The sequence below is a fragment of the Pseudomonas sp. URMO17WK12:I7 genome, assembly GCF_003269045.1.
Lineage (GTDB): Bacteria > Pseudomonadota > Gammaproteobacteria > Pseudomonadales > Pseudomonadaceae > Aquipseudomonas > Aquipseudomonas putida_J.
On sequence record NZ_QLTL01000023.1, the window covers coordinates 69,836 to 83,465 of the forward strand.

A 13,630-nucleotide genomic window follows, 5' to 3' on the forward strand; every position below is an offset into this window, starting at 1 on the left:
CCACAGGGATCGCGCCGGTCTTGGAAATGGAGCAGGGCAGTTGCTACACATGCTCCCCGTTAAACCTGCGGCACAGGTTATTGCAGCGGCGAAAAACCCGTGGGCCGCAGCAGCCGCGATTGCAGCTGCACCACCGCGCCCAGCTCCCGGTTGCGCCGCGAGAACTCTGCCCAGCGTGGGTCGGCGGCCATCGCGGCACGGCGCGCCATGCGCTCGTCGAGGCTGGCGTAGGCCCACAGATGCACCACTTGGTTGACCTCGCCAAACTCGCTGGTGAAGAAGCCCACCAGGTTGCCCAGGTGCTCACTCTGCACCTCCAGCGCATGGCTCTGGTACAGGGCCAGCCAGTCGGCCATCTTCAGCGGGTCGAGGGTGTAGGTTCTCAGTTCGTAGTACATGCGGGTTTCTCCAGGGGGGTGGCTGGCGCCTGCAGGCGCTTGGCGATATGGCTGGCAGCGATCCAGCCGAAGGTGAGGGCGGGGCCGAGGGTGATACCGGGGCCGGGGTAGGTGCCGTTCATCATCGAGTTCATGTCGTTGCCCACGGCATACAGCCCGGCAATGGGCGCGCCGCTGCGGTTCAGCACGTTGGCATGGGCGTCGGTGACCAGCCCGCGTGCCGAACCGAGGTCGCCGGTATGGATACGGATGGCGTAGAACGGCGCCTTGGTCAGCGGCGCCAGGCACGGGTTGGGCTGGCGCTGCGGGTCGCCCATGTAGCGGTTGTAACTGTTGCCGCCCTTGCCGAATTCGCGGTCGATGCCGTTACCGGCGTCGGCATTGAAGCGCTCCAGCGTTTGCTGCAAGGCCTGTGGATCGACACCGATGGCCTCGGCCAGGGCTGGTACGCTGGCAGCGCGCTGCAGGTAGCCGGCTGCGATCAGCGCCGAGTTGTCCACCGGCTTGGGCCGTGCCAGGCCCAGGCCATAACGGTTCATCGCCTCGGCGTCGCAGATCAGCCAGCAATGGCCCATAGCGTTGGCGAACATGCTCTGTACGAAGTGGTGGTACGAGTTGGCTTCGTTGACAAAACGATGCCCGGCCGGGCCGACCGCGATCACCCCGGGCTTGGCGCGGTCGGTGACCAGGTGCGGGAAGCGCTCGCGCTCGCCGTTGGCATGGCGCAATTCGGACACTGGCGCCCAGAAGAAATTGGCCGCCAGACCTTCGCCCTGTGCCGCCGCCACCGCCTCGCCGAGGCGCAGGGCAGCACCGTCGTTGGTTGGCGGGGACATGCTCAGGTGAGCTGCCGTGGCATCCGGCCGATAGCCCGCAGCCAGTTTGCCGGCGGCAAAACCACCCATGGCGCAGACCACCCCACCCCTGGCTTGCACCCTTAGCAGTCGGCCTTCGCGCTGTACGACTACGCCAGCTACCACACCGCGTTCTACGATCAACTCCTTTGCCTCGCTGCGCAGCCACAGTTCACAGCCGTCGGCAAAGGCGCTGCTGGCCAAGCGTGCGATCAGCGCGTTGCCGGTGGTCAGGCGGGTACCCCGTGGGTGGCGCAGGCGGTCCCGCGCATAACGTGCCATCAGTTTCAGGCAATGCCACAGCGAGGCGGGTGAGCGGCGCAGGTTGAGAAAGTGCTGGATGTCCACGCGGTTGACCATCATGCCGCCGAACAGCAGCATGCCGGGCGGTGGCATCTGCAGGTCCTTGAAGCGTGTGCCCAGGTGGCGACCGTCGTACTCGACCATCTCCAGGGCGCGGCCGAACTCGGTGGCACCGGGTTCGTCGGGGTAGTAGTCCGGTGAATGCGGGCGCAGGCCGTAGCGCAGTTCGGTGTTTTGCTCCAGCCAGCGCAGGGCCTGGTGACCCTGCTCGATGAAGGCCTCTACCAGCGCCGGGTTGTAACCTGTGCCAATGATCGTCTTCAGGTAGGTGCGCATGGCCTCGGCGGAGTCCTTGGCCCCAGCTGCCCGGGCCTGATCGCTGCCGTAGATCCACACCGCACCGCCGGAAATCGCCGAGGTGCCGCCGAAGCGTTCGGCCTTTTCTACCACCAGCACTTTCAGCCCGCGGCGGGCTGCCGTGGCGGCAGTGGCGAAGCCCCCGGCGCCGCTGCCGAGGACGACCAGGTCGAATACCGCTGGTTCGCTAGCGCTCATGGCTGCAAATCTCCAGCGGTGTGACGCCCATGAAGGCGCCGAGGTGGCCCAGTTGGGCGAAGGCCATTTGCGCACCCGTCTGGATCGGGCAGCCGCGCTCGCGCGCCTTTTGCAGCAGTGGGGTGATTTCTGGCGAGGTGACCACGTCGGCCACCAGCGTGGCGGCTTTCAGCGTCTCCAGCAGCGTCGCCGGCACAGGCAGTTCGCCGCTGTGGCCCATACCTACGGGGGAGGCGTTGACCACCAGGTCGAAGGCGTCCAGTGAGCCGAAAAGGCTGGCGATTTCCAGCTTGGGGAAGGCATTGCCGAGCACTTCACCCAGCACACCGACGCGTTCGCTGCTGGGGTCGCTCAGGGTGATGCTGGCGATGCCTGCTTCACCCAGCGCATAGGCGATCGCACTGCCGACCCCGCCACACCCCACGACCAGCGCGCGCTTGCCGGTGGCCACGAAGCCATGCTGGCGGGTGGCGCCGAGGAAGCCCGCGCCATCGACGTTGTCACCCACCAGGCGGCCGTCACCTTCGCGGCGGATCACGTTGACCGAGCCCAGGGCCTGGGCGCGCTCGCTGAGCCCGTCCAGCCGTGAGGCAAGGGCCTGCTTGTACGGCACGGTGACCACGCAGCCGCGCAGGTTGCGCCAGCCACGCAGGTTGTCGACAAAGGCGCCCAGCGCCGTTTCCTGCAGGTCGATGGGAAGCATCGCCAGGTCGCGTGCGTTGTTGGCGAACCAGGTGTTGAAGTTTTCCGGCGACTTCACCTGGGCGATGGGTGAACCGACGATGGCAACCAGTTCTGTCGAACCTCGGATCATGCTGACCTCCGTTATGGCTGTTGTTGTGGAGGCAAGCTTGGTGCGGGGCGGGTTAGCCGACAATGCGCTGATCGGGCATTTGCTGCGATAATCGCAGTCATCTGTCGGTAATCGCATTAAGCGCCCTTTTCAACGAGCCGAATTCATGTCCCAGCCCCAGATCCATCCCCGCGACCTCATCGCCGGCCTGCAGAAAGGCCTGGCGCTGATGCAACTGTTCAGTGCCGAGCAACCCCGCCTGAGCGTGCCCCAGGCGGCCAAATTGTCCGGCCTGACCCCCAGCGCTGCACGGCGCTTTCTGCTGACCCTGGTCCACGAAGGTTTTGCCGAAACCGACAACCGCCATTACTGGCTGACGCCCAAGGCCCTGCGCATCGGCCAGGCCTATGTTGATTCGGCGCAGTTGCCACGCATGCTGCGGCCGATCGTCGAGCAGGTTGCGCGCCAGACCCAGGAGCATGTGTCGGTGGGCAGCCGTGATGGCGACGAGATCATCCACCTGGTGCGCAGCCGGTACAGCCACATCGCTTCGATGTCGATCCGCCCGGGGTCACGGGTGCCGATGTACTGCACGGCCAGTGGCAGGGTCTGGCTGGCGTGGCTGGAGCAGGGGCAGCGCGAGGAGTACTTTGCGCGTAACCCCCTGAATGCGCTGACGCCTTACACCCAGACCGACAGGGCGCTGCTGGCGGCGGAGTTGCAGCAGGTGAGGACGCAGGGCTACAGCATCGTCGATCAGGAATACGAAATCGGCATGCGCGTGCTGGGCGTGCCGCTACTCGACCGCAGCGGCCAGCTGAAGGCGACCTTGACGATCACTACTCATGCTTCGCGTTTGAGCATCGACGAAATGCGCCTGCGCTACCTGGCGACGCTGTATGAGGCGCAGGCATTGCTCAAGCCGGTGCTGGATTAAGGCTGGCTCGCTTGCAAGCGGCTATCTGATCCCAGGCCGGTGCAGCGCGGTGTTGCAGTGCCTGCTTCAGATTCGCTTGCAGCGGGCATTCGTTGCTGGGCATGATCAAGCCTTCTCATACAGCAAAAGGATTGCCCGCATGCCTGCCTATCTTGCTGCGCAGAACGAATTGCTTGTAGGGAACGGCCTGGTGGTCGAGGCGCCCGCCGGGGAAGGGCCCTATGTCGTGGTGTTCGAGGACGACGAAGAAACCGGCTATTTCTATGCCCTGGATACCTCGGGCGCCGGCAACCCGATCCAGAATGCGCTGCACATCTACGACGTGGAGAGCGTTGCGGATCGGGACAAACCCTCGATAGTCAAGATTGCCTGGTCCGAGGACCACCGCAAGGCGCTGCTGCTGATCAACGACTACCCGCATGCGGTCTTCGACTTCGAAGCTAGGCAGGGGCATTGCCGTACCGGCTTCCCGCTGCCGATGGACAATGGCTGGTCGCACGCAGGCCATGAATGGGATGACAGCGCACTGCAGCATTTTGCCTGACCGTCTTTAAGGAGGGACTTGGCAACAACCTATCTGGATCAGGCACAAGGACGAGCGGCTCATGACGGAGCAAATGATCTACAGCGTCGAAGGCGAAAGCCAGGCATTGAAGCAAGCCGTGGCCAGCGCCCAGGCAACCTTCAAGTTCTTTTGGCGGGAAATGTCATGGGAGGCACGTCGCATCGTCAAGTGCCTCGACATGGCTGCCGTCAAGATGTCCTTCATGCTTGATCCGGATGACCCGGATATCCCCGTGGTCGAAAACATGTGGGTCAGCGATATCGACTTCGACGGTAAAACGATCACCGGCGTGTTGATGAACGAACCTCGCTGGGCTACAGCGTTCAAGGCCGGCGACCCGGTATCGCTGCCTTTTGCAGCACTCAACGACTGGATGTTCGTGCTTGATGGGCGCGTGTATGGTGGTTTCACCGTCGATGCGTTGCGCAGCAGCATGGCCGACGACGAGCGAGCCGGGCATGACGCGGCGTGGGGCCTGGACTTTGGCGAGCCAGGTTCCGTCGAACTGGTTCCCGCTGCAGAGGGGCAGGCGCCCTTGCGGCTTTCGCGGGCATTGAGCAGCGAGGCAGACCAGCAGCTGCTGGCGTATCTGGAACAAGGCGACCATCCAATGGCCTTGAACATGCGTGAAAAGTTGGAAGAGGCTTTGCAGCAGTACCCCGGCATGATCACCGACTTCGACGATGACGGCTGGCTGCTCCTGCATCGGGAAGTGCTGGCGGGAAACTACCCAGTGGTACAGGCACTGTTGCGCCACGGGGCCGATCCGCTGGCGGCCAACAGCATTGGCCAGACCTCGCAGGTACTGGCGCGTGAAGCCGGCTGGCCACGCATCGCGCGGTTGCTGCAAGGTGAGGGGGCCGATGAGCCTGAGCCGAGTGAGGCCAAAGGTTTTTCGTTGAGGCCTGTCGGGCTAGTGCTGGTCGCAGTCGCGCTTGCCTGGCTCTACTTCCTGGTCGTCGTTCCCGTGAATAGCGCCAGGGCAGGGCAGGCAGTGGAAGTGGCAGGCAAGTTGGATTTCATGGCTGCCGTTCTGATCCTGAGCTCCGGGGCCCTCTGCAGCAACGGCGCCGGGTACTTCAAGCTGCGCCAGCGCACACCGCAGTGGGGGGCGAGCCGGGCATTGGACATTGGCGCCATGCTGGCTGCGCTGCTGGTTGCCTGTGCATTGCATGATCAGGTTCAGCGCTACGTCATCGGTCACTAGTCGGTCTCAACCGCGACACGTTGGGGCTAGTTCCCTGCTTGAGTTGTGCGTCAATCTGCCATAGCCCTCAGGACTCCTTTCTCGCGCACCGACCGCGTGCTGCCAGCGATAACTCGCAGCGCAACTCGCAGTCACCGGTCGATTACGGCGCATTCCACCCGTAAGAAGGGGAACAGTTCGTCTGGATTACGGCATTCGCTGTTCAGCTTCACGCGTGCGGCTTCGGCGAGCGACTTGGTTGCGTAGCTTGGCTTTAGCCGTAATTTCTCCTGGTTGTCGTAGATGTCGTAGCCACCTGACACGGTTGCAGCATAAAACCGGGATCCGGAATGAAAGGATTGTTTTTCGACTGGCACAGCTGGAACGATAACAAATCTCGTTTGCATGATTCGTGCCTCCCCAGGCAGATACCTTAGTATTAGCCTGAAGAGCGGGAGTCATCAATATGACTCATCGGGACGATTCAATGACGCGGCGTGTCACTGGCGTGCATCAGGCCTTCGTCGCCGGGGGCCGGCAAGCGGCCCCGGTTTTGTCCGGCTCTCATTTGACAGTGATTGGCGCGCTCACACTCTGGCCCAGTGCCGACTTCACGGTGATCGTCGCGGATGATGTCTGCCATCGCAGATGTACTTGCATTTAACATATGCAAATCCGTATATTCGGCTTTCCATATGTTTTGGTGCCGCCATGATTTCCCCACCTGATGTTTTCAAGAGCCTCTCTGACGAGACCCGTGTTCGTGCCACCCTGCTGATCGCCAGCCTGGGAGAGCTCTGCGTCTGTGAACTCATGTGCGCGCTGGACGACAGCCAGCCCAAGGTCAGTCGCCATCTGGCGCAGTTGCGCAGCAACGGCATGCTGCTGGATCGCCGCCAGGGTCAGTGGGTGTATTACCGCCTCAATCCAGAGCTACCGGCGTGGGTACACGAGATGCTGCAAGTCACCTTGCAGGCCAATTCACAGTGGTTGGCAGACAACACCCTTCGGCTGAAAAACATGGATGGCCGCCCCGTCCGTGATGCTGCCTGCTGCTGATATCACCGAGCGAGATTCTCATGCTGGTAGCTGTTGCTGTCTTTGTCTTCACCCTCACGCTGGTCATCTGGCAGCCCAAAGGGCTTGGGGTCGGCTGGAGCGCCGCACTGGGTGCAATTATTGCGCTGTCGGTCGGTGCAGTGTCCTTGCACGACATTCCAACCGTCTGGGCCATTGTCTGGAACGCCACTGCAACCTTTATCGCGGTGATCATCATCAGCCTGCTGCTGGATGAGGCTGGTTTCTTCGAGTGGGCCGCCCTGCATGTAGCGCGATGGGCAAACGGCAGTGGCTACCGGCTGTTCGCCTTCTGCGTGCTGCTCGGTGCTGCCGTCTCGGCACTGTTCGCCAACGACGGTGCGGCGCTGATTCTCACGCCCATCGTCATGTCGATGTTGATGGCGTTGCGTTTTACGCCCACCGCGACGCTGGCCTTTGTCATGGCTGCTGGCTTCATTGCCGATACGGCGAGCCTGCCGCTGGTGGTCTCCAACCTGGTCAACATCGTCTCGGCTGACTACTTCGGCCTGGGCTTTGCTGAATACGCCTCGGTGATGGTGCCGGTGAATCTCGCCAGCGTGGCGGCCACCCTGGTGGTGCTGTTGCTGTTTTTCCGTCGTGACATCCCCAGGCAGTACGCACTCGATGTATTGAAGAGGCCGAGCGAGGCGATTCACGACCGCGCCACCTTCAAGGTCGGTGGCTGGGTGCTGGTGGTGTTGCTGGCAGGCTTGTTCGCGCTCGAACCGCTCGGTATCCCGATCAGTGCGGTGGCCGCCGCTTGTGCAGCAGTGCTCTTTACCGTCGCCGCGCGCGGCCACCGCATCGCTACCCGTCGAGTGCTGCGCGAAGCACCTTGGCAGGTAGTGATTTTCTCCCTCGGGATGTATCTGGTGGTGTACGGCCTGAAAAACGCCGGTCTCACCGACATGCTCACCCAGCTGCTCGACTGGCTTGCACAGCAAGGGCTGTGGAGCGCCGCCCTTGGCACTGGTCTTGTCTCTGCGCTGCTGTCCTCGGTGATGAACAACATGCCCAGCGTACTGGTCGGCGCTTTGTCGATCCAGGCCAGCGGCGCAGAGGGCCTGGTCCGTGAAGCGATGATCTACGCCAACGTCATCGGCTGCGACCTGGGCCCGAAAATCACCCCGATTGGCAGCCTCGCCACACTGCTGTGGCTGCACGTACTGGAGCGCAAAGGTATGCGCATCACCTGGGGTTACTACTTCAGGGTCGGCATTGTGCTGACCTTACCGGTTTTGCTGATCACCCTTTCGGCCCTGGCACTGCGCCTGAGCCTCTGACGTCCGCGACCAAGCGGAGGAGCCCGACATGCGAGTCCTGTTCATGTGCACGGCCAACAGCTGCCGCAGCATACTTTCCGAAGCGCTGTTCAACCACTTGGCCCCGGCAGGCTTCCAGGCCATCAGTTCTGGCAGTTTCCCCAAGGGCCAGGTATTGCCTCGTAGCCTGAGTACGCTCCGTCAGGCCGGTATATCAACCGAAGGCCTGAGCAGCAAGGGTAACGATGCGTTCGAAGGCAGCCCGCCGGATATCGTCATCACCGTTTGCGACAAGGCGGCCGGCGAAGCCTGCCCGGTGTACTTCGGCCCCGCGCTGAAGTCGCATTGGGGGCTGGAAGACCCGTCCGATGTCGTCGGTGACGAAGCATCGGTCGACGCGGCTTTCCATACCACGTTGGCCCACATCGAATCGCGTTGCCGAGCCTTCTTCACACTGCCTTTCGATAGCCTCGACCGTGATCAGCTCAAGCGCGAGCTGGATCGCATCGGCACGCTCTGAGCTGGAGGAAAAGATGTCCGAGCCACTGCCCAATCTCGACCTCGCGCTGTTCGACACGCCGCCTGCGGCGCCCCGTTCCAGCGAGCACAAACCACGCATCCTGTTGCTGTATGGATCAACCCGCGAACGCTCTTTCAGTCGCTTGCTGGTGGAAGAAGCCGCACGCCTGCTGGAACACTTCGGCGCCCAGACCCGCATCTTCAACCCGTCCGGCCTGCCGCTGCCGGACGATGTACCGGTCGAGCACCCCAAGGTGCAGGAACTTCGCGATCTGATGCAGTGGTCGGAAGGCCAGGTCTGGTGCTCGCCTGAGCGCCACGGCGCGATGTCTGCGGTGTTCAAGGCGCAGATCGACTGGGTCCCCCTGGCGCTCGGTGCGGTTCGCCCGACCCAAGGTAAAACCCTGGCGGTAATGCAGGTGTGTGGCGGCTCGCAGTCGTTCAATGTGGTCAACCAACTGCGCGTGCTTGGCCGCTGGATGCGCATGTTCACCATCCCGAACCAGTCTTCGGTACCCAAAGCCTACCTGGAGTTCGACGATGCCGGACGCATGAAGCCTTCGCCGTTCTATGATCGCGTGGTTGATGTGATGGAAGAGCTGGTGAAGTTCACCGTTCTGCTGCGTGACAGCAAGGAATTCCTGGTAGATCGCTATTCGGAACGCAAGGAAAGTGCCGAGCAACTAACTGCCCGAGTCAACCAGCGCTCGATCTGAGGCCATGCCCAGGGACTTTGCTTTGGGTCGGTAGTAGCCATTTGCAGACGCCAGCTATCGACCAAAAGCGGACACTAAAAGGTGGCTGGTTTCGAAAGCGCGACGCGTACTCTGTGGGAGCGGGTTTACCCGCGAAGCAGGCGCCGCGGTGGATGGCACCGGCTGTGCCGGTGTTCGCGGGTAAACCCGCTCCCACAGCTCCGTGCAAATCAGAAAGTCATGTGGGAGCGAGATCGCGCAAGGTCTGAAAAAATGAGCAGGTCTATCGCTTTCGCAATGGCAGCTACGGGTGAAGTGCAATCGTCTTGCTACTGGCAGTCCAGCCGTGGGCGCTTCGTGGCGACCACTTTCCAGATAGGCATGCCATCAGAAGAGGGCGTGCGCGTCGCCCCTTCCTTTCACCCGTGGACCTTTACCCGTCAGCCAGCTTGCGCCGCCAGGCTGTTGCTGACGTTGCGCCCCAGCACCAGTACCGTGACAAAACCGCAACCCACCAGGGCAGTGGCCAGGCTCAGCAGCACCGAGCTGCCCAGCTGGTCGACGATGCGCCCGCCAAAGAACGAGCCCAGCGCGATGATGACCTGGAACATCGCCACGAACAGCGGCATGCCGCGCTCCACATCCTTGGGCGCCACCACGAACATCCAGATGCTGGAGCAGGCCGGGAACGCGCCAAAGGCGAAGCCCCACAGCGCGATCAGCATTGCCGCGCCAGTCAGGCCGGTGGCGAAATAGGGGAACAGGGCGGTGCTGACACCGATCATCACCGCCACCAGCATCAGCGTGTGGCGCACGCTCTGGTTCGCGGCGTAACCGGCGAACAGGTTGCCGACCACCCCGGCCACGCCGTAGAGCAGCAACAGCGAGCCAATGGTCTGCCCATCGAAGCCGGAACTCTGCTTGAAGAACGGCGCGACATAGGTATACGCGGCAAAGTGCGCCAGGCCGATCAGCAGGACGGCGATCAGGCCAACCCGGGCTTGCGGGTTGATGAACAGCGCCGGCAGGTCACGGATGTGAATGGCTTTGTCCGGGTTGAGCCGCGGCAGCAAGAACAGCTGCGCCAACAGTACCGGCACGCCGAGCAGTGCGGTGGCCAGGAAGGTCATGCGCCAGCCCATAAGGCCGCTCAGCCAGGTACCCACGGGCACGCCCAGCACCGTCGCCAGGGTCACACCGGCCATGATGATCGACGTGGCCCGGGCCACGCTCACACCCTTGGGTGCCAGGCGGCCGCTAAGGGCGATGGCGGTGGCCCAGAAACCGCCGATGCTGATGCCCAGCAGCACGCGGCCGAACAGCAGCAGGCTGAAGTCGCTGGCGTAGGCCACCACCGAGTTGGCGATGATCATGACCAGCGTCAGGCCGATCAGCAAAAAGCGCCGGTCCATGGCACCGATACCCACCGACAGCAGCGGCGCGGCGAGGGCGGCCATGATGCCGGGCAGGGTCACCATCAACCCGGCATGGCCCGCGCTGATGCCCAGGTCACTGGCGACATCGTTGAGCACGCCCACCGGCAGAAACTCGCTGGTGACCAGGGCGAAGGCGCCCACCGCGACCGAAAGAATCGCCAGCCATTGCTGTTTGACGCTTTGTTGATCATGTTCGGGAAGGCCATGGGAGGCCTGACTGACGCTTGGCATGTTCCTGATTCCAAGGTGATGTCGCCTGTTGCAAGCGAGGGGGAGGGAAAATTGAAGGCGATTATAAAAGCCAGCACTGGCGAGTCGACAGGCGAGCCGCTCGATAGTAATCATCAGTGTGATCGATGGAACGCGCCGGGTAGAGCGCCCGCTGAAGGCGGCGCGAGTTTGTATCACAGCGTATCCAGCGGCGCTGCGGATACGTTGTGATTTGATACGGCAGGGATCGTGACACAAGCCAGGTACGTTGCGGGCTTTAAATGGGCTCCATCGAAGCGAAGCAGTAACGCCTCGGTTCAAAACCCATTGAAGCCCGGAGAGCATCACCATGAACCGCAAAGCCGTCTACGCCGCCTGCCTGTTTGCCGCCTTGAACGTCTGCACCCTGGCCGCCCGTGCCGAAGCCGCCGACAATGTCCGCAACTACACCTATGGCACCCAGCTGGACATCAAGAAAGTGCTGTCGACCAGCCAGGATGCAACGCCGACCTGCGCAGTGGTCAATGCCCGGCTTACCTACCTCGACTCGCACGAGCAGACCCAGGTGCTGAACTACCGCACCCTCGGTGACCACTGCATCGGTGAAAACTGAAAAACGGCCACCCATCCCGCCTGAACAGAGAGGAGCATGGTCATGAACTGGTAAGACAGATTACCTGAATGCCTGACCCGGGGCCCCCTGCACACTTGCAGTGGGCCCCGACAGCTATGCTGCAATGCGCACCAGCTCGGCGACCGGACATGCCTGTCATGGCGGTGGCGTGAGGGCTATTCCAGCGCCTCGGCCACCCCCTGATCCTCACCCAGGAAGCCGCCGCTCTGGTGCTGCCAGAGCCGCGCATAGGTACCGTTCTTCGCCAGCAGTTCGTTGTGAGTACCTTGCTCGATAATGCGCCCCTCATCCATCACGATCAGCCGGTCCATGGCGGCGATGGTGGAGAGCCGGTGGGCGATGGCGATTACCGTCTTGCCCTGCATCATCTCGTCGAGGCTCTCCTGGATGGCCACCTCCACCTCCGAATCCAGCGCACTGGTGGCCTCGTCCAGCAGCAGGATCGGGGCGTTCTTGAGCATCACCCGGGCGATGGCGATACGTTGCCGCTGGCCGCCCGAAAGCTTGATACCGCGCTCGCCCACCAGGGTGTCGTAACCGCTATGGCCATCACGGTCGCTGAGCTGGCGGATGAAGCCGTCGGCCTGGGCGTTGGCCGCGGCGCGCTGGATTTGCGCCTCGCTCGCCTCGGGGCGGCCGTAGGCGATGTTGTCGCGGATCGAGCGGTGCAGCAGCGAGGTGTCCTGGCTGACCATGCCGATGGCGCTGCGCAGGCTGTCCTGGGTGACGTGGGCGATGTTCTGCCCATCGATGCGGATTTCGCCACGGTCCACGTCATAGAAACGCAGCAACAGGTTGATCAGCGTCGACTTGCCCGCACCGGAGCGGCCCACCAGGCCGACCTTTTCGCCAGGGCGGATATTCAGGCTCAGGCCATCGAGCACCTGGCGTTCGCCGTTGTAGTTGAAACTGACGTTGTCGAAGGTCACGGCACCGCCGCGGGTTTCCAGCACGCCGGCATTCGGCGCGTCCTGCACCTTGGGCCCGCGGGTGAGGGTGGCCATGCCGTCCTGCACGGTGCCGATGTTTTCGAACAGCGAGGTCATCTGCCACATGATCCAGTGCGACATGCCGTTGATGCGCAGGGCCATGGCCGTGATCGCGGCCACCGCACCGGTACCGACCTGGCCCTGGTGCCACAGCCACAGGGCGTAGCCGCCGGCCCCGAAAATCAGCCCGACCACCAGCGCCTGGTTGACGATCTCGAACTGGCTTACCAGGCGCATCTGGCGAAAGCCGGTCTGCTTGAAGTCTTCCATCGCCGCACGGGCGAAGTGCGCCTCGCGTCTGGAGTGTGAAAACAGCTTCACGGTGGTGATGTTGGTGTAGGCGTCGGAAACCCGCCCGGTCATCGACGAGCGCGCATGCGCCTGTTCCTGGCCGACCTTGCCCAGGCGCGGCACGAAATACAGCATGGCCAGGCCGAACAACGCGAGCCAGGCAATAAACGGCAGCATCAGCTTGGCGGCGAAACCGCCGGCCAGGGCGATGATGGCGATGAAGTACACGCCGATGCCCGGGGCGATCTCGATCACTGTGAACAGCACTTCACGCACAGCCAGTGCAGTCTGCATCACCTTGGTAGTGACCCGGCCGGAAAACTCGTCGGAAAAGAACGACAGGCTCTGGCGCAGCATCAGCCGGTGGAAGTCCCAGCGCAGGCGCAGCGGCAGGTTGATTGCCAGCACCTGGTGCTGCATCAGCGTGCGCAGGCCAACCAGCACGATGCTGGCGACCAGCAGCAGGCCCACGCCCCACAAAACGCGGCTTTCTTCGGCGCTCACACCACCGCCGGCCTGCCAGTTGGAGAGCAGGTCCACCACTTGGCCGAGGAAGGAAAACAGCCACGCTTCGTAGATCGATAGCCCGGCGCTGAACAGTGCCAGCGCCAGGATGTAGCCGCGGGCGCCGCGGGTGCAGGCCCACAGAAAACGCAGCAGGCCGACTGGGGGCGGTGGTACTTCGTCGGGCGGGAAGGGGTCGAGCCAGCGTTCGAAGGCACGGAACATGGGGGTCTCCGGGGTTTACTCGTCAGCAACAACCATACAGGTTGTCGTGGGATTGCGTGAAGGCCACCGGGTGCCTGCCGGGGGATTTGCAGCGCCTGTGAGATCGAGCGCCGCCCGCGCGGCGCATCGCGGATGAATCCGCTCCTACATTTTTTTCGGGCCAATTATTCCTGTGAGGTTATCGCTGTCCGCCT

General features: G+C 62.9%; 14 protein-coding genes. 8 read left to right on the top strand and 6 right to left on the bottom strand.

Annotation, left to right across the window (positions count from 1 at the left end; all coding sequences use genetic code 11):
- Window positions 1–77: 77 nt before the first annotated feature.
- Genes H040_RS24920 through H040_RS24930 form a run of 3 tightly spaced genes read right to left on the bottom strand, consistent with a single transcriptional unit; the run spans window position 78 to window position 2,924 of the window.
- Entirely contained in the window at window positions 78–398 is a 321-nt protein-coding gene (locus H040_RS24920) for an NIPSNAP family protein (RefSeq protein ID WP_027919274.1), read from the bottom strand.
- On the bottom strand, window positions 383–2,110 hold the full coding sequence (locus H040_RS24925; RefSeq protein ID WP_027919275.1) for an FAD-dependent oxidoreductase: 1,728 nt from the start codon (window positions 2,108–2,110) through the stop codon (window positions 383–385). The genes H040_RS24920 and H040_RS24925 overlap by 16 nt, the downstream gene beginning before the upstream one ends.
- Window positions 2,100–2,924, bottom strand: coding sequence for a shikimate dehydrogenase family protein (locus H040_RS24930; RefSeq protein ID WP_027919276.1), 825 nt, complete (start codon window positions 2,922–2,924; stop codon window positions 2,100–2,102). Before H040_RS24930 ends, H040_RS24925 begins: the two co-directional genes overlap by 11 nt.
- Before the next feature lie 145 nt (window positions 2,925–3,069).
- Between H040_RS24930 and H040_RS24935 the strand changes: the two genes are divergently transcribed.
- From H040_RS24935 to H040_RS24945, 3 genes are all read left to right on the top strand, one after another.
- The gene (locus tag H040_RS24935; RefSeq protein WP_027919277.1) at window positions 3,070–3,840 is read left to right on the top strand and encodes an IclR family transcriptional regulator domain-containing protein; all 771 of its coding nucleotides are present in this window, start codon (window positions 3,070–3,072) and stop codon (window positions 3,838–3,840) included.
- Window positions 3,841–3,979: 139 nt separating this feature from the next.
- On the top strand, window positions 3,980–4,384 hold the full coding sequence (locus H040_RS24940) for a DUF2251 domain-containing protein (RefSeq protein WP_027919278.1): 405 nt from the start codon (window positions 3,980–3,982) through the stop codon (window positions 4,382–4,384).
- Window positions 4,385–4,445: 61 nt separating this feature from the next.
- Window positions 4,446–5,612: a DUF2314 domain-containing protein gene (locus H040_RS24945; RefSeq protein ID WP_027919279.1), complete on the top strand. Its 1,167-nt coding sequence runs from the start codon at window positions 4,446–4,448 to the stop codon at window positions 5,610–5,612.
- A 131-nt stretch (window positions 5,613–5,743) separates the two neighbouring features.
- Here the strand turns inward: H040_RS24945 and H040_RS24950 are convergent, their stop codons facing one another.
- Window positions 5,744–5,998 (bottom strand): hypothetical protein, encoded by a 255-nt coding sequence (locus H040_RS24950; RefSeq protein ID WP_081784298.1) that lies wholly within the window; start codon window positions 5,996–5,998, stop codon window positions 5,744–5,746.
- A gap of 304 nt (window positions 5,999–6,302) precedes the next feature.
- Between H040_RS24950 and H040_RS24955 the strand changes: the two genes are divergently transcribed.
- Genes H040_RS24955 through arsH form a run of 4 tightly spaced genes read left to right on the top strand, consistent with a single transcriptional unit; the run spans window position 6,303 to window position 9,168 of the window.
- Window positions 6,303–6,650 carry a metalloregulator ArsR/SmtB family transcription factor gene (locus H040_RS24955; RefSeq protein ID WP_027919280.1) on the top strand — a complete coding sequence of 116 codons (348 nt, stop codon included), beginning with the start codon at window positions 6,303–6,305 and terminating at the stop codon, window positions 6,648–6,650.
- A gap of 20 nt (window positions 6,651–6,670) precedes the next feature.
- Window positions 6,671–7,954: an arsenic transporter gene (locus H040_RS24960; RefSeq protein ID WP_027919281.1), complete on the top strand. Its 1,284-nt coding sequence runs from the start codon at window positions 6,671–6,673 to the stop codon at window positions 7,952–7,954.
- A 28-nt stretch (window positions 7,955–7,982) separates the two neighbouring features.
- A complete protein-coding gene (locus tag H040_RS24965; RefSeq protein ID WP_027919282.1) occupies window positions 7,983–8,453 on the top strand; it encodes an arsenate reductase ArsC in 471 nt (156 codons plus the stop codon).
- A 13-nt stretch (window positions 8,454–8,466) separates the two neighbouring features.
- Window positions 8,467–9,168 carry an arsenical resistance protein ArsH gene (arsH, locus tag H040_RS24970; RefSeq protein WP_027919283.1) on the top strand — a complete coding sequence of 234 codons (702 nt, stop codon included), beginning with the start codon at window positions 8,467–8,469 and terminating at the stop codon, window positions 9,166–9,168.
- Between the two features lie 419 nt (window positions 9,169–9,587).
- Here the strand turns inward: arsH and H040_RS24980 are convergent, their stop codons facing one another.
- The gene (locus H040_RS24980; RefSeq protein WP_027919284.1) at window positions 9,588–10,814 is read right to left on the bottom strand and encodes an MFS transporter; all 1,227 of its coding nucleotides are present in this window, start codon (window positions 10,812–10,814) and stop codon (window positions 9,588–9,590) included.
- Window positions 10,815–11,142: 328 nt separating this feature from the next.
- On the opposite strand from H040_RS24980, the gene H040_RS24985 reads away from it, so the two are divergent.
- Window positions 11,143–11,406, top strand: a complete 264-nt coding sequence (locus H040_RS24985; protein ID WP_027919285.1) for a DUF2790 domain-containing protein — start codon at window positions 11,143–11,145, stop codon at window positions 11,404–11,406.
- Window positions 11,407–11,582: 176 nt separating this feature from the next.
- Here the strand turns inward: H040_RS24985 and H040_RS24990 are convergent, their stop codons facing one another.
- Window positions 11,583–13,436 carry an ABC transporter ATP-binding protein gene (locus tag H040_RS24990; RefSeq protein ID WP_027919286.1) on the bottom strand — a complete coding sequence of 618 codons (1,854 nt, stop codon included), beginning with the start codon at window positions 13,434–13,436 and terminating at the stop codon, window positions 11,583–11,585.
- Window positions 13,437–13,630: the final 194 nt, after the last annotated feature.